Annotated in this window: 17 protein-coding genes; 8 read left to right on the top strand and 9 right to left on the bottom strand. The window is 40.5% G+C overall.

Annotated features, from left to right (window positions below; genetic code table 11):
* Window positions 1-24 precede the first annotated feature (24 nt).
* Entirely contained in the window at window positions 25-2,682 is a 2,658-nt protein-coding gene (locus FAZ15_RS21775; RefSeq protein WP_136903492.1) for a hypothetical protein, read from the top strand.
* 5 nt (window positions 2,683-2,687) lie between these two features.
* The gene (locus FAZ15_RS21780; protein ID WP_136903493.1) at window positions 2,688-3,548 is read left to right on the top strand and encodes a GLPGLI family protein; all 861 of its coding nucleotides are present in this window, start codon (window positions 2,688-2,690) and stop codon (window positions 3,546-3,548) included.
* Here the strand turns inward: FAZ15_RS21780 and FAZ15_RS21785 are convergent.
* The 6 genes from FAZ15_RS21785 to FAZ15_RS21810 all read right to left on the bottom strand — a co-directional run bounded on the left by FAZ15_RS21785 (window position 3,545) and on the right by FAZ15_RS21810 (window position 8,480).
* Complete coding sequence (locus FAZ15_RS21785) at window positions 3,545-3,889, bottom strand: hypothetical protein (RefSeq protein WP_136903494.1); 345 nt, start codon at window positions 3,887-3,889, stop codon at window positions 3,545-3,547. The genes FAZ15_RS21780 and FAZ15_RS21785 overlap by 4 nt on opposite strands.
* A gap of 260 nt (window positions 3,890-4,149) precedes the next feature.
* Window positions 4,150-5,046, bottom strand: coding sequence for a hypothetical protein (locus FAZ15_RS21790; protein ID WP_136903495.1), 897 nt, complete (start codon window positions 5,044-5,046; stop codon window positions 4,150-4,152).
* 17 nt (window positions 5,047-5,063) lie between these two features.
* Window positions 5,064-5,876 (bottom strand): hypothetical protein, encoded by an 813-nt coding sequence (locus FAZ15_RS22765; protein ID WP_202912470.1) that lies wholly within the window; start codon window positions 5,874-5,876, stop codon window positions 5,064-5,066.
* Window positions 5,877-5,943: 67 nt separating this feature from the next.
* Window positions 5,944-6,693 (bottom strand): hypothetical protein, encoded by a 750-nt coding sequence (locus tag FAZ15_RS21800; protein WP_136903496.1) that lies wholly within the window; start codon window positions 6,691-6,693, stop codon window positions 5,944-5,946.
* Window positions 6,694-6,756: 63 nt separating this feature from the next.
* A complete protein-coding gene (locus FAZ15_RS22770; protein WP_202912471.1) occupies window positions 6,757-7,599 on the bottom strand; it encodes a hypothetical protein in 843 nt (280 codons plus the stop codon).
* 11 nt (window positions 7,600-7,610) lie between these two features.
* Window positions 7,611-8,480, bottom strand: coding sequence for a lantibiotic dehydratase C-terminal domain-containing protein (locus FAZ15_RS21810; RefSeq protein ID WP_136903497.1), 870 nt, complete (start codon window positions 8,478-8,480; stop codon window positions 7,611-7,613).
* Between the two features lie 268 nt (window positions 8,481-8,748).
* On the opposite strand from FAZ15_RS21810, the gene FAZ15_RS21815 reads away from it, so the two are divergent.
* The 3 genes from FAZ15_RS21815 to FAZ15_RS21825 all read left to right on the top strand — a co-directional run bounded on the left by FAZ15_RS21815 (window position 8,749) and on the right by FAZ15_RS21825 (window position 13,287).
* Window positions 8,749-11,124, top strand: a complete 2,376-nt coding sequence (locus FAZ15_RS21815) for a peptidase domain-containing ABC transporter (RefSeq protein WP_136903498.1) — start codon at window positions 8,749-8,751, stop codon at window positions 11,122-11,124.
* A 2-nt stretch (window positions 11,125-11,126) separates the two neighbouring features.
* Window positions 11,127-12,449: an HlyD family secretion protein gene (locus FAZ15_RS21820; protein WP_136903499.1), complete on the top strand. Its 1,323-nt coding sequence runs from the start codon at window positions 11,127-11,129 to the stop codon at window positions 12,447-12,449.
* 70 nt (window positions 12,450-12,519) lie between these two features.
* On the top strand, window positions 12,520-13,287 hold the full coding sequence (locus FAZ15_RS21825) for a glycosyltransferase domain-containing protein (RefSeq protein WP_136903500.1): 768 nt from the start codon (window positions 12,520-12,522) through the stop codon (window positions 13,285-13,287).
* Between the two features lie 39 nt (window positions 13,288-13,326).
* Here the strand turns inward: FAZ15_RS21825 and FAZ15_RS21830 are convergent, their stop codons facing one another.
* Both FAZ15_RS21830 and FAZ15_RS21840 read right to left on the bottom strand, forming a co-directional pair.
* On the bottom strand, window positions 13,327-14,355 hold the full coding sequence (locus FAZ15_RS21830) for a glycosyltransferase family 2 protein (protein WP_162305032.1): 1,029 nt from the start codon (window positions 14,353-14,355) through the stop codon (window positions 13,327-13,329).
* A gap of 482 nt (window positions 14,356-14,837) precedes the next feature.
* Window positions 14,838-15,467, bottom strand: coding sequence for a hypothetical protein (locus FAZ15_RS21840; protein WP_136903501.1), 630 nt, complete (start codon window positions 15,465-15,467; stop codon window positions 14,838-14,840).
* Window positions 15,468-16,298: 831 nt separating this feature from the next.
* Between FAZ15_RS21840 and FAZ15_RS21845 the strand changes: the two genes are divergently transcribed.
* The 3 genes from FAZ15_RS21845 to FAZ15_RS21855 are packed head-to-tail and all read left to right on the top strand — an operon-like array spanning window position 16,299 to window position 22,285.
* Entirely contained in the window at window positions 16,299-19,688 is a 3,390-nt protein-coding gene (locus FAZ15_RS21845; RefSeq protein WP_136903502.1) for a SusC/RagA family TonB-linked outer membrane protein, read from the top strand.
* A 10-nt stretch (window positions 19,689-19,698) separates the two neighbouring features.
* A complete protein-coding gene (locus FAZ15_RS21850) occupies window positions 19,699-21,048 on the top strand; it encodes a RagB/SusD family nutrient uptake outer membrane protein (RefSeq protein ID WP_136903503.1) in 1,350 nt (449 codons plus the stop codon).
* Between the two features lies 1 nt (window position 21,049).
* Window positions 21,050-22,285, top strand: coding sequence for a TlpA family protein disulfide reductase (locus FAZ15_RS21855; RefSeq protein ID WP_136903504.1), 1,236 nt, complete (start codon window positions 21,050-21,052; stop codon window positions 22,283-22,285).
* Window positions 22,286-22,339: 54 nt separating this feature from the next.
* Here the strand turns inward: FAZ15_RS21855 and FAZ15_RS21860 are convergent, their stop codons facing one another.
* Complete coding sequence (locus FAZ15_RS21860; protein WP_136903505.1) at window positions 22,340-22,552, bottom strand: hypothetical protein; 213 nt, start codon at window positions 22,550-22,552, stop codon at window positions 22,340-22,342.
* Window positions 22,553-22,839 lie beyond the last annotated feature (287 nt).

Genomic DNA, 22,839 nt, shown 5'->3' on the forward strand with positions numbered 1-22,839 from the left:
AGCAGGTATTAGCATGTGCAAAGAATGACAACCACGAGAGCCTTTTTATATATCGTATTATTCTTTGCTATACAAACGAGTTCAGCACAGACCATTATTACCGGTAGACTGCTTGACGAACAGCAGAAGGCGGTATCGAATGTCAGCGTGTCCTATAAGAAAGTAGGCGGTGCAGCTATTTTCGGTTTTGCGAAAAGCCAGGAAGATGGTTCATTCAAACTGGAAATAAAGATAAACGATGTAGACAGTGTACAGCTCGATTTCAACCACATGAGCTATGCCAAGCGGTCAGCTGTAGTGGTCAATAAGACGGCTCATTATGCATATGTTTTGAAGCAGGAAGCCCGTCAGATCGAAGAGGTCAGAGTAGGCAATCTACCAATATACAAACGAAAGGATGCCATCAATTACAATGTAGATGCCTTTACTTCCAAACAGGACCGTGTTATCGGGGATATTATCCGGAAATTGCCGGGCATCGAGATGCAGGGCGGGCAGATACTTTATCAGGGAAAGCCCATACAGAAATACATGGTCAATAACCTGGACCTCATGGAAGGCCGGTACGGCATGATAAACAATAACCTTCCTGCTGATGCGGTAAAGAAAGTACAGGTGATAGAGAACGACCAGCCCATCAAGATACTCGATTCACTGGTGTTCTCCGAAAAGGCATCGCTCAATCTTGAACTGAAGAAATTCACCTCTACCGGTACGGGCAAAGTAGGGCTAGGTGCAGAACCCTTTCTATGGGATGGCAACCTGACCCCGATGACGTTCGGTAAGACCTTTCAGATGCTCAATTCCCTACAGGGCAACAATACAGGAAATGACGTAGCCAAAGACCTGAAAGCCTTCTACACCGGAGGTGGCTATTTTGCTAACAACGCTACGGTAGGAGATGGCCCCTCCTATATTTTCCTGCGTAATGTGAGCACCCCGGGGTTTGCGCAGGAGAAATGGCTCAATAACCAGATTTTCCTTGGTAGTACGAATGTGCTGCAGAAGCTCAAGGACGGCTTAGAACTAAAAGGCAATGTCTCTTATTATAATGACCTGAGAAACTTGTCCGGTTTTACAGCTACCGAAATCTTCACTGCAGATCAGACAATCCTGACCAGTGAAGCCATCGATAACCGTTTTCAGATCAATGTTCTTGATGCAGGGGTATTAGTAGAAAAGAATGAAAAGCAGGTGTACCTCCGCAATAGCCTGAAATACCATAAACGCTGGAACAGCGATGTCGGTAATCTCCTGTTCAACGAAACTGAGCAGATCGTACAGAGCAGGAAGTACGAAGACCGGGCCTTTCTGAATGCGTTTTCCATGGCCCGTTTTATCGGCAAGCAGCTTGTCAATGTAAAATCTACGGTAGAATGGCACCAGACCCCGCAGCGGCTAGCGGTTGCGCCCGGACAACTTGTAGACATACTGAACCAGGGTGATCCCTACGAGCAGATGACACAGTCTGTCCATTATTCCGGTCTACGGGCAGATAACGGTTTAAGTTTTATGCGCAGGATAAAGCGCTGGACGGTAGCTCCAAGCTTCGATGTAAACTATGAAAGAAGGAGTCTGGAGACGGGTATCGGGATCCGTGAGCACCAAAATCAGGAAGAGCAACAGTTGGGTGAAGGCTACCGGAACGACCTGCAGACCGGTCAGCTGCAGATGGCCGTAAGTTCCCGCTTTTCGTTCGAAAATGCCAGGTGGCGAATCAGTTTGACCACACCTTATTCGTTTTACCTTTATAACGTCACACAGCAGAATGTTCGGGCGCTATCCAGCGAAAGCCGGAACACGTTTAACCCATCTGCAACGGTTAGGTACGTGTTTGACCAATACAACGAACTCTCTGCCAATGGGTCCACAGGCAGACAGATCGGCGGGCTCGATAATTTTTACAATGCCTTTATCATTGATTCCTATAGAAGTATCCGACGCTACACTGCGAGGTTGCTTGAAAATACGTCCACAAGAGCAGGAATAAATTATAACTATAGGAATACACTGAAAGCTAATTTCGCCAATATGGGTTACACCTATACACAGGGAAGTCGGGACTACATTTTCCGCAATACGGTGGATTCACTGGGGCAATCGACTGTCGGAATTGAAGACCGCGAAAGCGCGAACAGCAGTCACAGCCTGTCGGGCGGTATTGCGCGTTTCTTCTCTCCGATAAAGACCGTCGTGAAGCTCAATGCAAATGTTGGAATGAGTGCATCCGATTACCTGCTCAATGATGTGATGGCCAAGCAGGAATCAAAGCGGTTTGGGGGGACACTGGAGATCATCAATAACCTTTCTTCCGTTGTATCCGGAGAGTATAAGGCTACCTACGGGCATAGCAGAAACGAACTGGCAGGCGGGAGAGCAAATACAGTGATTCACAACAATCACTACCTAAACTTATCCATTTATCCGGGAGACAGGCACAGCCTAACGGTCTATAACTCATACTATGGCAATAATGTGTCGCGGCAGCGTAACCAGTACTTTTTGGATGCGATGTACCGTTATCGTGTCGAAAAATGGAAAACAGATATTGAACTGTCTGCAATGAACCTGTTGAACAATAACCAGTATCTGCAGCAGTTCTCTACGAACTACCAACTTGTACAGAGCTATTTTGAACTGAGGCCGAGGCAATTTTTAATATCCACACGGTTTAAATTTTAAATACGATGATTTATATTTCAGCCCAGCTTGGCTCTTCTCTTATTATTAGCATGAGATTTTTTCTATTATTATGCTTTTTAGCATTTGCAGCGCAGGCGCAATCCCAAATAGATTCGAAGAACTATGACTTTGATTTAAAGATTATATATCAATTCACTCACCAGAATGATAGTACCTCTGCTGAATCAAAGAAAAGTCTTTTTACACAGCTAAGTATCGGCGATAAAAGAAGTCAATTTCAGACAATAGCAAAATTTGAAAGAGACTCTATATTGTGTTTAGATCCTTCGAATATGATCTATCATCGTTATGGAGGTATAAATCCTAATAATTTTTTGATTGAGAAAAAAGAAGAATTAATCTGTGTATATGAGCCGCTGAATGGGGTTGCACTGTCGGGTAATAATGAGTTGTTTTATTATGAGCAGAATAAAGAAGAGCTGGACTGGAGCGTTACTCAGGACACCGCTACTATCAATCAATTTGTCTGTCAGAAAGCGACTATTAATTGGGGTGGAAGAAGCTGGACAGCTTGGTTTGCAGTGGACATTCCTATTTCCGAGGGGCCATATAAATTTTGTGGACTTCCTGGTCTGATCGTGTCTATTTCAGATGGCGATCTACACTTTGTATTCGATTTAGTTTCCATACAGAAAGTGAAACATACAGCTTTGAGTTTTGATAAAATCCGTTCGGATTTTAAACTCATTAAGACAACTAAAGATGATTTTTACGAAGAGAGAAAAAAGCTAAGAAATAACATGGTTGGATATGCTTTATTAAACGGAGATAAGTTCAATGAAGACCAAAAGCGTAATATTCAGGAAAGCGCACAAAAAGACAACAATCACATCGAAAAGTATTAGTAGAAAATCCGAAACAGACCATTACGTACATAATCTGGCCCATTGCCAAATGGAACGACTCTAAAAAGTTTTTCGTCATTTTTATTAATAGCCCAAAAACCTTGCTTTGGAATGGCAACGAATCCAATGGTCTTGATTGTGTCGGTGAAGCACATATAATATTTCCCAAAAGGAATTACCATCTTGCCTTGCTTATCTTGATAACCATATTTTTCATATCTCCCGCTTGTGTCGAGAACTCCGTACAGATAATCATCTGGTCCATACTGTTTCTTAGATTGGAAGGAGCTCATAAGCGGAAGCAGGAACAGTAAACCAACAATTTTAAGTAATACTTTCATAGTATCCGATTTTGCATATATAAAGATCACCATGAGGTTCGATAGAAGAATAAAAGTACACGATACCAACTGTTCCGCCATCCAGAAATTGTTTTCCAATGTCTCCTGTTAAATAGGAAGCTCCACTTGTTTTTATTGATTATCAGAGGATAGTGAAACAAACAATGCTCCCAAAAGCATCTTTATCATTTTTTGGAATTAATTGTGTCTCTTTAATTTTAGGGGAGGGATCGATTATCGAATCGACTCCAGCACCATTATCAATCTGCAAAAGTAACCCGAATATTAAGTTCATAATTTACTGGTAAATTATGGAACTTACCTATGGTAAACTCTTTTGTTTTCAGATGCTTAAGGATTATTTCCTCTATCAACTTGTTGTCGATAGCTATTCGTCTGTTCGACTTATGTTCCACTACATCATAAGCATAACCTTTTTTATTGATTTTTCCGACAAAATAATAATCAGGATAGGCATGTTTTCCTTTCGTTATTTTTATAGCTTCCCATTGACTCGCATCTACTTCCTGTGAGGAAATCTTTATATTTATAAAACCACCTCTATAGGGGATCTCATCTAATAGTGTGGTTGCTGACTCCCTTGGAAAAACAAAATCAGCCAAAAAAGATTCTGTCAACTGCTCAAATTCATCTAAACTGACTTCGATAAATGTTTTCCGGTTTGTATTGTCGCTCATTGTTAGGCGCAGATCCGTTTTATCGTACCCCAATTTAAATGTTCGATGGATATATTTACCGTCTTCTTTTTTCGTTGCATAGTATCTTCGGTTAGAAACAAAACCGACATAGTCATTAAATATATCCGAAGATGTTCTTCCATTTACACAAATCATATATTGATAGGTGAGGTCCGAATGGGTTTTAAGGGCTATTAAGGTGTCACGGCTAACAGAAGCGAAATATTTTTCACCGAGGTAAAGACTATCTCTTGTGAAAATGGAGTCTATACGGTCGTGTTCCACACCTACGATTATATTGTCTTTATTATAATCCATTCTTAACGCAGTAGTGAGGCTATCTGATGGTTCAGGGATATATTCTTTTATAGGCTGCCCATTCGGATTGTGGCAGCTACACTGAAGAAGAAAAACAGTTCCGTAGAAAAGCTTGTTTAGGAATATTAGGTAATTTTTCATTGTTATGATAGCTTTTATCAGTTAAATCCTAGATTATGAGTAAATTGATCAAAATTATCCTGATTTCCAATTACATATGCCTCAACAAAATTAAAAGTCGAACTAAAAAAATCTTCATAATAATGTCCTGAATTGTCAGGGTTCTGCGGATCATAAATTTCATATTTTTTCACACCATATTCAACGTATACACTTTTTAGAATTACAGCATGACCATCGTTAGTTCCATTCCAATTTAATCCCAAAATTACGGAGCTCTCGCTAACTAAAGACGATGTCAAATCGTTTATTGAAGATATTCTAGAGACATTTTCAAACGATGATGAGAGTGAGCTGTAGGCGGCTTCATAAGGCACGCCATATTCATTAATAGGATAAGGCATTCCTCCTACTCCCACAGCATGATCTTGAACTGTATCAAATATATAACTATTATTAGGGCCAAAATATGTGGTACCACCAAATTTTTGATTATGAACCTCTTTAAAGCAAAGGATAAAACAATCGTGCGGAGTACCCGGAAAGACTCCCCCATACCCACCATACCCCCCTGTGCCGTAATCCCCGTATCCGCCTCCGTACCAATGTGGCCATCCGCCATTATAACCTCCATAATTACCGTAGTCGCCCCAACCATAATCTCCATATCCGCCAGGGTTATACTCACCTTCCGGCGGAACATATCCGTTTTGCATGGCTGCCCAAAGTTCTTCCCATGAGTTATACCCACCATAACTTCCGGTTCCGCCCTTAATACTATGCAAATGTTCGAGATCCAGCATTTCCAGTTCTTGGCCTAACTGGTCCAGATTTAGTTTTAGCCGTTTCATTTGTTTATATTTTAGATGTATAATAGATTAGTTTGTGTTCATAGTAGCTTAAATGGATTATCTAATTTTACCCATCATATTTATATGCGAGGCTATCTAAGGATTGGATATTTCCGTTTTTATCCTTGGTGTAGAAGATTGTCATTTTTCGCCGGAACAGCAATGTACGTCCGCTATTCATTGCCAGTGACCAAGTACAGGAATGTCTTTTGATGGCTTGCAAAAGATTCTCATGTTCAGGTTTTTGTGAACCTATGGGTTCGAGTAATGCCAGCATACCCGTTTTAGTCACTATAAATTGAACTGATATGGAATCCCGGAAAGTGGACTGGACAGTGTTTTCAGCAGACAATCCTATGATCTGGGATAATTTTTCGAGATAGGCTATTTCTCCTTCATATGGCTGGGGTTTAAGTTCTGTCGCGTAAGCAATGGCCTTGCTTGTGGTATCAAAATCAGCGATATAGCATAGACAGTCCTGTCCTAAGGTCACTGGCTCGTCAGACCCTGAATCACCAGCATATTGTAAAGGGGGGGTATTGTATCCAGATGTACTAAGATATAATACACCATGGTATTCGCGCTTTTCAATGATCACCGCGTTAGGAAATATCTTATAAGGTATTGCTCCGACATGGCCTACAATATCAGAATGCCCAATAATCTTCCCATCCAACACAAAAGCATAATGCTCGTATGGCCCGCCATAATAATCAGGTAAAGACGCCTGAGTTTTTTCAAGGTTTGTAGTTTTACCTTTTTGTGCGCAGCACTGCAAGCTTAACGAAATCAAAAGACAGCATAGCAAATAGTTCATAGTTTTCAAAATTTCGAAGATGACAAAAAATATATAGTTTAAATGTATCGTTTTGTAAATAAATTAGTAACCACTGCTTCTCTTATAGTAAACGGTTTGTCCAACATTATAATTGACATTCATTCCATCGTTAATATATGGTTCATAAAATTGTTCTTTAGTCATTCCTGTACGTTCATAGAATTGTGAGCCACCACCTTTTGCACTATATGTGTCGTTTGTTGAATCATACTTACCTGCATGCGTCGCTTCACCATTAGTAAATATCATGACTACACTAGCTTCTGACGGATCACATTCTTGATACCCGAATCCATATTCCATGCTCTCCTTCGTAATAGAGCCAAGAATATAAAATTCTCCGTCTGTCAATGCATACCCAAAGCAATTTGATGTAGCATTACTGTTACTAGGTGGCGTCATATTTTGGGTGATCGGATCTCTAACTAGTTGGCCGAATTGATCATAATATCCAACTGCTTTATAGGCAGTTATAGTTGACCCACTGGCACCTGTTAAATTATACATTTCCAGTAATAAGTTATCGCCATAGACGTCATATGGTATTACGATTCCGGTTCCATAACCACCGTACCCTCCATAATTTCCATACCCCCCTGTCCCGTAATCCCCGTATCCGCCTCCGTACCAATCTGGCCATCCGCCATTATATCCTCCATAATTTCCATAATCATTCCAACCATAATCTCCATAACCACCAGATCCACCAGGATAGTAATCACCCTCCGGTGGAACATACCCGTTTTGCATCGCCGCCCAAAGTTCCTCCCATGAATTATACCCACCATAACTTCCGGTTCCACCCTTAACACTATGTAAATGCTCGAGATCTAGTATTTCCAATTCCTGTCCCAACTGATCCAGATTTAGTTTTAATCGTTTCATTTTGTTTTCATTTAAGAGATATATAATAGATTAATTTGTTTCAATTGGATTAGACGTTTTATAACAGTGAGACCGAGGGCACTCCATTTGCCATGGTGAAGATCGATATGCTGACAGATCAACCTATTTATATCGCGGAATAAGATCGCTGGAGCTGTAGTGCATGCTATCTGCCTACATATCTGTGCCCATCCAGACAGCCATTCAGTGTCCGAGCTGTAATGTCCATGCTCTGCCAAAGCAAGCAGTTCGTTCAGATCGTCGAAATTGTTTTTAATCAACTTATCAGCGTCAACACCAAGTCTGCTGCCTTCTTCCTTGGACAGTCGGGCAGTCAGCTTCCCATAATCAGCATGAACTACCTCTGATGCTGCGCTTAGTAGGCTGTCAAATACAGCCAGTGCGACTATTTGGAGACAAAGGTAAAAATTGAATAGGGCATCCTGATCCATCGGGTTTTCGGCAAAGACTTCCATCATCAGTGCAGATATCTGCTTTCGAATTAGAGCAACCTGCGGAGGTGCTATATGGGCAGTATAGGGTAACGCAGGTTTAAAGGTATTGGTGTATACGCTGTTATTGGGTAGGTCTAAAAAAAATGAATCATGGAGGGGTAGGGGCTTATCAGGCCTTAGTGTCGGATGGGCAGTTATGAATGCCTCAATGGTCGATTGGTATAATTGTATCTTCTGCGGGGCCATGGGTCGCACGTACAGCTCCAGCCGTATATGTTCTCCCTGCTCCTGGCAGAAGTAGAGCGCGTAGCCTTTACAGCCAGCCTCTTTTTGCAACTGTTGCACGAGAGTCTCCAAACAGTTCTTTAGCAAGTTGGACCATCCCTGCCGGGTATAATAAATCGCAAAACAAAGAGGATAGTTCATTGCATTAGTATAGCTGGTGATGGGAGATTGCTGTCCTGACCCAATGCGGTTTGATTATTTCAGAGAACTTCGCTACTGAATAAGTTGCGGTGATAATTCGATTACATATCGCTCTATAGGCGAATATTCCGATGAGAGTGATCATATTTGCTAATTGGTTTTAGACAGTTTATAAATGCTGATTTTTTTTATTATTCATAAAGAAATGAAATATTTTTTATATTAGCAAACAAGTTTGAAAAAAAACTAAAATTCTAGATTATGAACCATGTTTAGACCTTTTCCAGTTGATAGGCAGTTAGATATGATGGATTGTGGTCCAGCCTGCCTCAAAACGATTTCAAAATTTTATGGCAAGTTTTATTCTTTGCAATATCTACGAGATAAATGTGGGCTATCCCGAGAAGGGGTCTCTTTTCTTGATCTGAGCCATGCAGCCGAAAGTATAGGCCTAAGAAGTATTAGTATTAAAGCTACTATTCAGGATCTGTATGAAAAAGTACCGTTACCCTGCGTCGTACATTGGGCCAACAGTCACTTTATAGTTGTCTACAAAGCAACAGCTAAAAAAATCTATGTTTCTGATCCGGCGAAGGGTCTGCTAAGTTATAGCCATCAGGAGTTTGTGAAAAATTGGTGTAAGCCGCAGTACGAGCATAAAAAAGGAGTGCTACTAGCATTAGAGCCGCAAGCAGATTTCAAGCTTATGCACGAAGATGAAAAACGGAACAGAAAGAAAACAATAGACAGTTTAATTGGGTATTTTACACCGTATAGGAAGAATTTTGCTAATCTGTTTGTCGTGATGTTTATCGTGACGTTGCTACAAGCCCTTTTACCCTTTATTTCTAAAGCCGTGATCGATGTGGGTATACAACGGCAGGATATCGATTTCATCAACATCGTGCTCATCGCCAATATTGCTATTATTCTTTCGATAACCCTTTCAAATGCAGTACGCGACTGGATATTGGTTCACGTCACATCCCGGATAAATATTGCACTTATTTCTGATTACTTAATGAAGCTCATGAAGCTTCCCATTACCTTTTTCGAAACAAAGATGACGGGCGATATCTTACAGAGAGCAAACGACCATGAACGTATCCGGAGTTTTATTATGAACAATTCGCTGAATACGATTTTCTCTGTATTAACGTTTGTGGTATTCGGCATTATTTTATGGATTTATAATACCTTTATCTTCTATACATTCTTGGCGGGCAGTACACTTTATATACTCTGGGTACTGGCTTTTTTGAAACTCAGGCGTAAATTGGACTGGAATTATTTTGAGTTAATTTCTAAAAATCAAAGCTACTGGGTAGAAACGATAGAGGGTATGCAGGATATCAAGGTGAACAATTACGAGAAGGCTAAGCGCTGGAAATGGGAAAACATACAGGCAAAGCTATATAAAGTAAATCTGAGAAGCTTAACAATCAACAATATTCAAAACCTGGGTGCACAATGTATCGACAATATCAAGAATTTGCTGATTACTTTTTTTTGCGCAAAGGCGGTTATCGCCGGGGATATCACATTCGGGGTAATGATTTCTACGCAATTTATCATCGGCATGTTAAGTGGTCCAGTCCAGCAGTTTGTTAGTTTTATCACTTCGGCACAATTTGCACATCTGAGTTTTCTGAGGTTAAACGAAATACACCAGCAACAGGAAGAAGACGAAAATACAGGCAATAACAGTCTGGCGCTCACGCAAGACAAAAGCCTGATGTTAAAGAATGTTTTTTTTCAGTATACAGCCAATTCACCTGTGGTTCTAAACGGTCTGCACCTATCCATACCTGAAGGAAAGATTACAGCGATTGTAGGCGATAGCGGTAGTGGTAAATCCACACTACTTAAACTGTTGCTCCGTCTTTACAAGCCATCACACGGCGAAATTCTGATCGGTAATATGAATCTCAACAATATTAGCCTGAAGCAATGGCGGGATAAAGTCGGTGTGGTAATGCAAGACGGGAAGATATTTAATGATACGATACTGAACAACATTGTATTGGACGATGAGAAAATCGATTATGCACTATTACGTCAAGCCGTCGAAACCGCCAATATTGCCAAAGAGATAGAACAGCTTCCCTTAGGTTATCAAACCATGATGGGTGAGCGTGGGCGTGGGTTAAGCGGTGGTCAGAAACAGCGGGTACTGATCGCTAGGGCACTTTATAAGAATCCGGACTTTCTGTTCTTTGATGAAGCCACCAACTCATTGGATACGATCAATGAGCAGAAAATTATTACCTCGTTGGAAAATGTCTTTAAAGATAAGACCGTCGTGGTAGTGGCACATCGTTTAAGTACGATCCGTAAAGCAGATCAAATTGTTGTTATGCGAAAAGGAAGTGTGGTTGAAACTGGTTCGCACGAAACACTTATGAAGCGACGCGGACTTTATTATCAGCTTGTAGAGTCGCAGGTAGACCTAGTCAGTAACATCACGGATAACTCAGCAGCGAAAGAGAATGAAGGTGAGCTGAAGCCAAAAATAGATAGTAAGATAATCGGAAAGATTGAGAACTATATAGAAAGCAATGAAGGTTCGAAAAGGATGGTATTCAACGAGCAAGAGTCATTTGAAATAAGATCCGAGACAGAAACCAAACCAACCGAAGGATAGATATGGAAACTGAAGTTACACCCGAAGAGTTTAAAAATGCCGAACGTACGGAGGAAGTTCAGGCAATCATTGATCGGATGCCCACCCGCTTTGGCCTACGGATCACCCTTTTTGTATTGGCGCTGGTGACTGTATTCTTTTCTTTTGGATGGTTCATCAGTTACCCGGATATTGTAACAGGAGCAATCACCATCAACGCTAGTAGTGCACCAGTAAAACTGGTTGCCCACACCTCCGGGAGATTGCAATTTAACAACATTCGAAATTTCAAAGAAGTAAAGGAGGGGGAATATGTGGGCATTATACATAATGCAGCAGATTTAGACGATGTAATAAAGGTGGGGCATCTGATCAGTGAATTTCGTATAAATGACATCAAAAGCTTTGATAAACTGGCTCTTTTCCCAAAAAATGTTTCGCTGGGTGAATTAAGTAATAAATATTTTGTTTTTCTCAACGCTTTTGCACAGATGGCACAGTACTATCAGGCAAACCTGTATGACAAACAAACTGAAGTATTAAACAAGCTAATTCAGGAATACAAGACGATTCTGGACATTACAGCACATCGAATTGAAATGAGCAAATCCAACATGGGGCTTGTGGGCAAGTTTTCAGACCGGGATTCTATTCTGTTTTCAAAAAGGGTGCTTTCCGAAGCAGATAACGAACGGGCAAAGATGACACTCATTTCAGCCCGGGACGCTTACCAAAATATGCTTAAGGAGTATGCCAATACCAATAGCCAGTTACAGCAAACGGAGAGCCAGCTGCAACAGACTGTGATCCAAAAAATGGAAAAGAAAAATCAACTGGAGCTCGGCTTGATTTCAGCCTTTACAGATCTGGAAGATCACTTTAAGATGTGGGAAGATAAATATGTACTCAAGGCGCCAATGGATGGTAGGGTACAATTTCTAAAGTTTTGGGTAGAAAGTGAATTTGTGCAAAGCGGTGAGCCGATTTTTACGATTGTTCCGCTGCAGACTAATGTGTTGGGCCAAATGAATTTGCCCATTCAAGGCGCAGGTAAGGTAGAAATAGGACAAGAAGTTATCATCAAATTGGAAGATTATCCCTACATGGAGTATGGAAGTATAAAAGGGATAGTATCTGCCATCTCATTAACTACCAATGTTCAAAATACGACAAAGGGAGCTGTAGAAAATTATTTAGTGAATGTTTCTTTACCAGAAAATTTGAAAACGAATTACGGATCTGAACTAGGCTTTCGTTTCGAGACCAAGGGCACCGGAGACATTATCGTCCACCAGCGTCGCTTAATAGAAAGGTTGTTTGACAATTTGCGGTATAAACTAAAATAATAATTATCTCCGTCTTCTATATCACAAATTTATTCTAGAAAATATACTGTAAATAAAATATTATAAACTTATGATTGTTCTGACCTGTATATCCGATACGGAAAACCCCGGCTACAAACTGTTGTTAAAATCATGTGACTACTTCGGTCTAAACTTAAAAACATTGTATAATGAAGGAGGATGGAAGAGCCATCGGCTGAAAGATTTCCATGTCAATAAATACCTCAGAACGTTAAACCCAAATGAAATAGTCCTGTTCACTGACGGTTATGATACGATGTTTGTCTCAGGGGAAGAAGAAATACTAAAAAAATACGATGCGATCGGGGGATCCGTCGTGTTTTCGACCGAGACTAACTGTTTTCCGCACGAGGCGCATAGACTCGAATATGGTGTAGGGGAAACTAAGTTTCAGTACCTCAATTCTGGCGGTTATATTGGCACAGTGTCAGCATTGTTGAGTCTGTTTGATAAATTTGACGCTATGCTTTCCTCTGGGATATTGTCGGAAAATAATTACCGTATGAGTAATCAATATCTATGGACAAAACTGTATTTGCTTAACCGAAAGGACATACGACTAGATTACCATTGTTCCATCTTCCAGACGTTCGTCAACCGGATTGATATTCTTCGTAAACCTCAGATGAGCAACGTATATCTTGAAGAAATAAATACCGTGTTAGATGACTTTTATATCGAAAAAAATAAGCTGTACAATGTAGTTACGGGGAGCACTCCTTCCCATCTCCATTTCAATGGCGTCTTGTTTAAAAATTTAATAAAAACCGGAGTTCTGGATGGTATCATACCTTGGAAAGAAGAAGTGAATAGTTAAATTTAGGTGCTATTTAGCTTGAAAAACGCATATTGTAGGTTAAACCTCTAGAGGAATAGGAGAAAAATTTTTATAAAGATTGCCTTTCTTTTGAATTTCGTTTTTTACGAAGCTAATCCCTTTTCTCGTGTTTTCTTCCATTATCATTCTGTTTGATATCTGGTGGTAAAAAAACATGGCTTCTTCCCGTAAATATTTAGATTCTATTCGGTAAAAATTCTTAAGATTGCTGATTTTTCTTGTTCCATCAGTTGACCACACCCCGCTTTCCCAAGAGTTCTCCAAAATCGAATAATTATACCGGAGTGAAAAATTTGAAGGTGTATTCGCTCCCAGCTTACTGAAAAGAATATTGTTTATCATTGTACCACTCATAGTTGTGTAATCATGAAATAGGAAAAGCAACTGCGAGCTGTATCCGTTTATATATCGGATATAAAGATCTTTAAGAGACGATCCTTCTTTCGAGTTTAGTGTTCGCTCCTTATTAGAATGTTGTATTGCGTTTAAGAACAAAGGGTTTGTAATATCCACTTTATTAATACCCGACCGCTCCAAGCGATGAATCAGGTCAATATCCTCAAAACCGTAATGTTTCATCCGCTCATCATACCCACCTATATTTAAAAAACTACTCTTTAACATACATATCCTACCTAGTACATCATTTTTGCGGAGCGGCACATAATAGGTGGTCAAAAATACGTCCTGCATGTTGTTGAACATTTGGTTTACGTACGTTGCAAACCCCGCTCCCGTAAAATTGTCTGCATCAATATTGCAGATAATATCGCCGGTGGCTAAAGAAACCGCAAGATTTCTTGAATGCGTCCAATCATAGAACTCAACAGAATCGATCCTAAAATAGACTAGCTTACCATTGTTTAATTCTTCCGAATAGTTTGATTTTATATATTCTTCCAGACCATCAGAAGAATTATAATCAAGCAACACATACTCGAGGTTTTCATAATCCATATTATCAGCTAAATTCTGCGGCAGCGTTTGCTTGAGATAGGATAACCTGTTCATGCAGGTCGTGCAAAAAGAAATTCTGGGATTATTCATTTATTAGGTTTTAAAGTTATTGGCCTTACAATTAGAACTACATTTATGTAATCCATATCTGGCTACAGATTAACTAGAAAAGATTTAAACATTGTTAATCACCCAATATTAGGTTTTTCCCCAAAATCTGTTTAAACTCCTCCCAACTTTTTCTCTTGCCTTACTAAGCAGTTGCTTTATTTCTTCAACAAATTTCGTTCATATCAGTTTGAGATTTTCGTGTCTCCGTCTCCAATCAACGTCAAGACACCGGAAACATTCCGACGCCAGCCTGTGGCCTTCTTGGTAATCTTGATTACGTCTGCAATTATTGCTTTCATTAATATTGTTACTCCGTTTTTATGTGTTTCTCGAATTCCTTTAGCCATAAAGGGGAAATGTAGTCATCTTGCTTTTGCGAAATGATACTTATTTCTTTACCTCCGATTTCTATTTTCTTGTTCTTGGCCATAATTACCTCCTGTCTATAGTGTTAGGTAGTGTCATAAATGGTTACTTTTCTCTTCCATCTCATTCAGCCAATCTTCTCCGACAGTTTCTTTAGCTTTTTTCACCATATCAGAGGGTAATTTTTTGATTAACTTATACACTTTCTCTGATTTAGTCTTTCCAGACTGAGTTGTATTTGTATCTTCGACAAAAGGGGATAGGATGCTTCGGTTCCATTGAATGGATTTTCCTTTGAACGCTAAATCTAGTTCAGCGTTAAAATATGATTTGATCAGCGAGTTTGTAAAATTATCATCGATTTTGAAATGCCTATTTAGTATAAGAATACAAAATTGGATTATATCTCGCTTTACTTGAGTTCTTGGAGTTTTACCTTTTCTTCGTGTAACAATATTCTTTATTTCCTGAGGTAATTTGGTCGATTGAGGCATTTTTAAATTAGGACTTAAGATTTGTACAGTCTTAATATTATAGATATGTTTTCCAATTGAAATTAATTCATCTAGTCGTATAGGTTGTTTTTTAGAAACAATTCTTGAGTAAGTATTTGTTCCCAACTCCGCATACTCATCAATTTCCTGCATCTCAATATTTAGAAATAACCTCATATCCTCTAGGTTGCTTATAACTAGGTCGTATTCGTTAAGCTCTGTTTTATTCATGTTTTTTAATAATTGAGTTTTATAATTTTGTTAATTCAATTATTTGTTTGTATCTTTGAATCAGTTAAATAAGCGACTAATATAGCAGTGGCGTAACCGCTGTTTTTACGATGTCACTCATAAACGAAAACCGCTAATTTTCCCTATGAGTCGATCGTGAGCTCGCTATCTATTGGATTTTGTTATCTTTGTCGATACAGTCCGATAGGGCGGGTCTCATGTCAGTCTTTGGGGAGCTACGATTTCGGTCGTAGAGGTTCTTAGCGGTACCACGTTCAAAGCATTGAGGCTCGCCCTATTGGTTTTCAGCCAACACCCCGTTCCTCCAAGCTTTGCCGAGTGTCATCGTTATCATAAATTTTTAAATTATGAGAACGAGTTTAAACCACATCTACAGTACCCAGCACCACCTCAAAGAGGTGAGACTTCGATTCGTATACCACATCCTAACAAAGAACAAAAAGCGTCCGCCAACCTAAGCGGAGTAAGTCGGACAAATAGGCGAAAGGGGACACCAAAACATCCCCATCCTTCCAATTGTCCGCAACCGGTCCTCATCATGTCCATACACAAGCGTTTGTATAGGTCAAAATGGTTTTACGGCAGGCTTCTTATGTTTCCAATCTAAAGTTAGCTGTATTTTTCATACCCTGCAAATCATGTAGTACATTCTCCGCTATAAAATAGGGGAGAGGATCGGTTTTTTTATTCCGTGAATGGCTTGCTAAGAACAGTATAAACCAGATTATGAAGTGCTAAAGGTGCATTCGGAATAGTATCAATTGATTTTTGAACAGTAAAGAACTCGTTCTTTACGCAACAACTAAAAGAATGCGAAAATTACGCAAAGGGGAGAGCTATGCGCTATTGCGAAGCGTTATTCCTAGTCAATTTAAAGATGCAATGTTGCGTCAGCCGCAGTCCCCGCACTCGACCGTGACGCCTGCTTCGCAGTCCTCTCGTCAGGATGACAGAGATAAAAGCCATAGAGTTATTAAAAATATACAGATTAGAGTCATTGGACTTATTCTGTTTTTTGTTTTATATGTGTTGTTTAGTGATGCCCAGGCGCAGTCGGGTCGTATACTCGGAGGAGAAGTACGCTCGGCTGCCAACGGGCTACCTATTGAAGGTGTGTCTGTCACTATAGGAAAGAAGTATACACTAAGCGATAAAGAGGGTAAGTTCAGTGTCACCGTCGCCGAGAAAAAAGGTATATTAAATATCAATCATATTGGATACAACAAGCAATCTGTTGCTTATGATGAAACGACAACATCCGTAGAGATCATACTGCAGCCTTCCGACAACCAGATCGAGGAGGTAGAGGTAATAAGCACAGGATATCAAAATATACCGAAAGAGCGGGCAACGGGAAGTTTTGAGGTTATAGGTAAAGATAAACTGAATATTAGTAAGGGTGGTAATATTATATCACGGTTGGAGGGGCTATCACCGTCCCTGCGTTTTGAAAAAAGGATACAGGGGCTAAATCCCTTGCAACAGCTCACAGTACGCGGTACGTCTACCTTTTATGGTTTTTATAATCCATTGGTAATTTTGGATAATTTCCCATATGAAGGCGATATCAATAGCATCAATCCCAACGATATCGAGCAGGTAACCATTTTAAAAGATGCCGCTGCGGCGTCAATCTGGGGTACAAGAGCAGGTAGCGGGGTAATCGTGCTTACCTCTAAAAAAGCAGGTAAAGATGGGCGTTTAAAATTGGGGGTAAACATCTCATCCCAAGTTGGAGAAAAACCAGATATCTATAAGATGCCCTATATGTCGAGTTCGTCTTTTATGGAAATGGAAGAGTTCCTTTTCAATAATAAGTTTTATGATTGGCAGATCAATGCTCCCGACAGGACAATATCGCCTATGGTTGCGCTATTGAATGATCTGCGAAAAGGTGCCATAGACTCTGCCGAATATCATCGATCAAAGGATGGGTGGAGTAAAAATGATGTACGCAATGATTACATGAAGTACGTGTACCGCCCGAGTTTTAATCAATTATATGCAATAAACCTTTCCGGAGGAAATAAACAGATGGATTACTTTGCAAGTGTGGGCATCGATAAAAATAGAAACAATATCCAGTCTTCCAATTATGAGCGCATTTCTTCAAAGCTGATGCTTAATCTACGGCCAATTGAAAGGGTAGAAATCAATATGCAGATGATATATGGAGATAACACTACAAAAAATGTGGGTACGGATTCGCAGATTTCTTTCGGATCACTCTATTCAGGAGGTGGACGGAGCTTTTATCCATACCTGCGACTGGTTGATGATCTAGGAAATGGTATTGATCTGGAAACGGTAACTGTTCGCAAATCTTATATGGATACGCTTGCCGGAGGGCGTCTACTTCCCGCTCCATACAACATTTTTAACGAAATGGAGGCCAGTCAGAATAAGGCAAGAACGCAGGATATGACTTTTAATATCGGAACAAAAGTAGATGTCTTGCCCGGACTAAATGGGCAGCTTTCTTACCAATACCAACAGTCGGGCTTAAAAATAAGCAATTGGCAAGGCTTCGACTCGTATTACACACGACGATATACAAATACCTTTACCGAGTGGACCGCCAATACATTGATCAACAATGTACCCATTGGCGACATCCTGAATCAGACCAATGGCAAGATTACAGCGCATTATTTTCGCGGGACTATGGCGTATGATAACGAGTTTGATGATGGCAGACATAAGATCAGTGCGTTGACCGGTGGTGAGGTTAAAGATCTTAATGATAGAAGCGACGCATATAATCTGTATGGCTATGATAAGGAAACCTTGGGATATAAACGGGTCAATTATGCCACCACTTATCGCCTGTTAAACGGTGTTTCCGGATCGGGACAGATCCATGATGGGGTCAAGTTTGAAGAGCTTAACCAACGTTTTCTTTCTGTTTTTGCTAATATGTCTTACACGTATAACAACAGGTATATTTTAAGCGCCAGTTTTAGAAAAGATGCTTCAAACCTGTTCGGGGTAAAAACCAACGACAAATGGCAACCGTTATGGTCAAGCGGTATCGCATGGGATATTGCCAAGGAGCCTTTCTTTAAATCTTCTCTTTTTTCAAAGCTAAAACTGAGATCCACATTCGGGTATAACGGTAATGCAAATTCATCATTTTCTGCCCAGCCAATTATGGAGTACAGTGGTACGCATAGCATTACAGGGCTACCTTACGCTTATATGGTTAGCCCGTCAAATCCGACCTATAGATCGGAACGCGTGGGGATTTTTAATATCGGAGCAGATTTTTCTTCCCGCAGTAATAGAGTGCATGGGACTCTCGATTTCTATCTGAAAGATGGAAGGGATGTGGTTGCAAGATCCATGTTAGACCCCACGACGGGATTTGAATCTCAGATTGTTAATCTAGCACATTTCGCGGGAAAAGGTGTGGAAGCAAATATCAATACCACCAATATTATGAAAGATCATTTCACATGGCAAACAAACTTTATTTTCAATTATCACCGGAACATAACACGGAAATATAATTATAAGTCCAGCCGGGCGGATAGTTATATGGGTGATGCCTATACGCCTAATCCCGTGGAAGGACGTGACCTCTATGGCCTGTATGCATACGCTTATGCCGGATTAGACCCTGCCACGGGCGAGCCACAAGGTTGGATGAATGGTGAGATCAGTAAAAACTACAACCAGTTTGCATCTGGTCCCGTAGAAGATCTTAGATTTATGGGGTCAACTGTGCCGTTATATTCGGGGTACTTCAGGAATACGTTTCGGTATAAACAGTTGAGTTTATCCACCAACCTACAATATAGATTTAAGTTCGTTTTTAGACGCGAAAGTGTGAATTATAGTGGTCTGGCGAATTACTGGACAATGCATCAGGATTTTGAAGATCGTTGGCAACAGCCGGGCGACGAACAGAGGACCGATGTGCCGGCATTTATTTTTCCGGTCAACAATTCACGGGATAGTTTCTACGCGTTTTCGGACGTACTTGTGGAGAGGGGCGATGCCATCCGGATAAAGGATGTGAACCTGAGCTATGCGTTGCCAAACATGAGGCAGTTAAAATTAAACGCTTCGTTGTTCTTCAATGTAGACAATATGAACATTATGGTCTGGAAAAAAACAAAATATCCGATCGATCCTGATTTTCATAAGATGATTCCAACACCACGTATCTACACATTCGGTCTATCGGTAAATATGTAAACGAAATACCATGAAAAATATAAAAATATACATTGCACTACTTACACTTGGCCTATGTTCGGGTTGTGAGAAATTCCTCGAAAAAAAGGCGGATATGAAAATGGCTATTCCTTCTACATTGGAAGATGCCGATGCACTGATGAACAATTACAGTATACTGAATCAAGGCTATCCTTATATAGGAGAGCTTTGTTCGGATAATTTTATGTTGACCTATGCCGATTGGAATGCACTCGCTATTCTCGAAGATAGGGAACTATTCATATGGGACAAAACTGTAGCTCCACCCTCTACGCAATGGTTCTTTCCGTACCGGGTGGTGTACAATGCAAATCAGGTGCTTCAGGTAGTGGGCGGTTTGGCCGTTTCTAGAGAGGCCTTGCATTTGAAAGGAACCGCACTCTTTTATCGTGCGTACGCCCACTTGAGTTTGTCCGAACTTTTCGTTGATATACCGCGAAAAGATGGAAGTAATGCTTTACAGGAAGCCATACCTTATCGGATGACACCCAATATTGAGGAGAATACCGGTAGGTCGAAATTAGGGAAGTTTTTCGAACTTCTGCTATCAGATTTAATCACAGCAAAAGATATTTTGCCGGAGTATACTAATGTACCTTCCCGACCCACACGATGTGCCGCAGACGCACTCCTTGCCAGGCTATATTTATATTTACAGGATTATCCTCTTGCACGGTACCATGCAAACGAGGCGCTTAAATCCAAAAGCAGTTTAGTGGACTTCAATACTTTAAATGCCTCGAGTAATACACCGATTCTACGATTCAATGATGAAGTTATATTTCAGGCCATTTCTACGGGGAGTGCCACCTATACGCGAACACGATGGAAGGTTGACCAAGATTTTATTGACACCTTTGACGCGAACGATCTACGACGTAAGATATTTTTTATCGAGAATGCAGATGGCACCTTCTCCTACAAGGGCAACTATGATGGTCAACTCAATCAAGCACCCTTCAGCGGATTAGCTGTGGATGAAATACTATTAATAAGGGCCGAAAGCAATGTACGCATCAACAAAATAGATGAAGCGCTAGAGGATATTAATACACTATTACTATCAAGATGGAAAAAGGATGAATACAATCCAATCGTCGAGCGGGATCCGTCGGAACTACTTCAAATTGTTCTCCTCGAACGTAGAAAAGAACTTATTATGCGGCAACGTCGTTGGCCCGATCTAAAAAGATTAAACATGGATGTTGCAACGGCCCAAACCTTAAGTCGCAGGTGGGAAGATAAAAATTATGAATTAAAACCCGGTGATATAAGTTATGTGCAGTTAATACCGCTGTCCGTAATAAATAATTCGGATCTGGAACAAACGAAAAGATAAGATGAAGATTTTTAAAAATATAGTGATCGTTGTATTTGTGCTTATTAATAGCGCAACAACGTTAAAGGCATCAGATTCTATCCCAAGGTTAGTCTTGGGAGTAGGCGATAGGATGCCCTCCCAGGATATGGGGCAGCTCATGAACGGAAGCAGGTTGCCTGCAGCTGTTGGTCTATCGCAACGCTTGGTTATATTGGATTTTATGAATACATCCTGTACAAGTTGTCTGGCAAGTCTGGAGAAATTAAGGAAACTACAGAATAATTTTGGAGATAGTCTGAAAATTGTTCTCGTAACTCCCGAAACTGGAGAGCGTGTTTCAAACTTTAGTGCTCGAAATGATGTTATTACACGGTCAGGGCTAGATGTTGTCGTTAATGACAGTTTGCTTTTTTCACTATTTCCACATCGGACGGTTCCACATACTGCCTGGATTCTTGACGGAGTGGTGCAGGCAATTTCCTTTACAGAATTTGTGGATAGCGCGCACGTGGCGGATCTCTTGAAAGCCGGTGAGATCGATCTTCCTACAAAAGCGGATTTCTTGCAATATAATGACGCTATTCCGTTGCAGACCAATATGCTTTACCAAAGTAAGCTCCCTAATTCTACTTTTGAAGGTCATCTTTCCTTTTCCAACACGAAATTTGGTCGATATATTGATAGCACAAATAGATTGGTGCGCGAGTATATGATAAATACACCAATAGTACCTGCCTATCTCTATGTATACGGAAAGATCGAGAAGCTCCCTTATATGAAACCCCATCGTATTGTTATTGAGTCCGTCGCCAAAGAGAAATTTGATTTCAGGCACAGCGTTGAAAAATATGAGGAGATCTGGAAAAGAAAATATAGCATTAGTTATGAAGCACTTTTCAGTCAGGAGACTGGATTGGATGAGAAGATGCGATGGATTATCAACGATCTGGATTCAAAAGTGAAATTGCGGAGTGCGCTGGAGGATAGGTTTGTGCGGTGCTGGATTATTACAGAGGGTAGATCGAAGAGAAGTAAGTTGCATAATAGACAGACCACGATTGCGGATTTTGCTTTCATGGCGGATTTGAATGCTGATATCCCGCCCATTCTGTATGATGTACCGGAAGATACGATGCTGTCGGGACGCAATTGGAACACATTCTCTGAATTGAAAACGTTGCTAAACGACAACGGATTAGATCTTATCGAGGAGGAGAGAAAGATTAAGGTGTTTGTTATGTACGACAAAAAATAACAAAAGGGCTATGATTTTTCATAGCCCTCATTACATATTAACGTCCAATCCAATTTAGGATTTTAGCGTGACGTTGTCTGTGTTATTACGTGTATTCAACGCTTCAAGCATTTCATTCTTTAAGTCATCGGTAATATCCGGTGCTCCGCCAACATTATCTGCCTCAATTGTACAGATTTGATTGTTGCCGTCACAACCTGGATTACCTAACGAATAACTTGAAGGTGAACCTGGTGCGTTTGGATTGTTTAATTGAAATGTAGCCATTTTGTTAAAAATTTCATTTCACAATACGTTTATCATTGGTCACAACATGTTACTGGCATGTTGGCCGCTGTGTCCCCAACTTTCAGGGTTATTGCTTTTGTACAATACAGAGGTCTTAGATATTCTTATCTCCCCGCCCCACGGGGAAAGAGCGCAAACTTACGCCAGCGCCATAGCGCAGGGCCCGTGCAAAAAGCGACTTTCTTAAAACCGCTATCCGCGAGCGCTTGCCTGCCCCCTATGGGGAGGTAGCTGATCGGCAATCGGCCGATGCTGTAGCTGTCGTC

It is taken from the genome of Sphingobacterium olei, assembly GCF_005048855.1.
GTDB lineage: Bacteria > Bacteroidota > Bacteroidia > Sphingobacteriales > Sphingobacteriaceae > Sphingobacterium > Sphingobacterium olei.

Excerpts from the sequence above, each read along its gene's own strand:
- FAZ15_RS21775 (WP_136903492.1), top strand. The coding sequence starts at position 25 with ATGACAACCACGAGAGCCTTTTTATATATCGTATTATTCTTTGCTATA.
- FAZ15_RS21780 (WP_136903493.1), top strand. The coding sequence starts at position 2,688 with ATGATTTATATTTCAGCCCAGCTTGGCTCTTCTCTTATTATTAGCATG.
- FAZ15_RS21785 (WP_136903494.1), bottom strand. The coding sequence starts at position 3,889 with ATGAAAGTATTACTTAAAATTGTTGGTTTACTGTTCCTGCTTCCGCTT.
- FAZ15_RS21790 (WP_136903495.1), bottom strand. The coding sequence starts at position 5,046 with ATGAAAAATTACCTAATATTCCTAAACAAGCTTTTCTACGGAACTGTT.
- FAZ15_RS22765 (WP_202912470.1), bottom strand. The coding sequence starts at position 5,876 with ATGAAACGGCTAAAACTAAATCTGGACCAGTTAGGCCAAGAACTGGAA.
- FAZ15_RS21800 (WP_136903496.1), bottom strand. The coding sequence starts at position 6,693 with ATGAACTATTTGCTATGCTGTCTTTTGATTTCGTTAAGCTTGCAGTGC.
- FAZ15_RS22770 (WP_202912471.1), bottom strand. The coding sequence starts at position 7,599 with ATGAAACGATTAAAACTAAATCTGGATCAGTTGGGACAGGAATTGGAA.
- FAZ15_RS21810 (WP_136903497.1), bottom strand. The coding sequence starts at position 8,480 with ATGAACTATCCTCTTTGTTTTGCGATTTATTATACCCGGCAGGGATGG.
- FAZ15_RS21815 (WP_136903498.1), top strand. The coding sequence starts at position 8,749 with ATGTTTAGACCTTTTCCAGTTGATAGGCAGTTAGATATGATGGATTGT.
- FAZ15_RS21820 (WP_136903499.1), top strand. The coding sequence starts at position 11,127 with ATGGAAACTGAAGTTACACCCGAAGAGTTTAAAAATGCCGAACGTACG.
- FAZ15_RS21825 (WP_136903500.1), top strand. The coding sequence starts at position 12,520 with ATGATTGTTCTGACCTGTATATCCGATACGGAAAACCCCGGCTACAAA.
- FAZ15_RS21830 (WP_162305032.1), bottom strand. The coding sequence starts at position 14,355 with ATGAATAATCCCAGAATTTCTTTTTGCACGACCTGCATGAACAGGTTA.
- FAZ15_RS21840 (WP_136903501.1), bottom strand. The coding sequence starts at position 15,467 with ATGAATAAAACAGAGCTTAACGAATACGACCTAGTTATAAGCAACCTA.
- FAZ15_RS21845 (WP_136903502.1), top strand. The coding sequence starts at position 16,299 with ATGCGAAAATTACGCAAAGGGGAGAGCTATGCGCTATTGCGAAGCGTT.
- FAZ15_RS21850 (WP_136903503.1), top strand. The coding sequence starts at position 19,699 with ATGAAAAATATAAAAATATACATTGCACTACTTACACTTGGCCTATGT.
- FAZ15_RS21855 (WP_136903504.1), top strand. The coding sequence starts at position 21,050 with ATGAAGATTTTTAAAAATATAGTGATCGTTGTATTTGTGCTTATTAAT.
- FAZ15_RS21860 (WP_136903505.1), bottom strand. The coding sequence starts at position 22,552 with ATGGCTACATTTCAATTAAACAATCCAAACGCACCAGGTTCACCTTCA.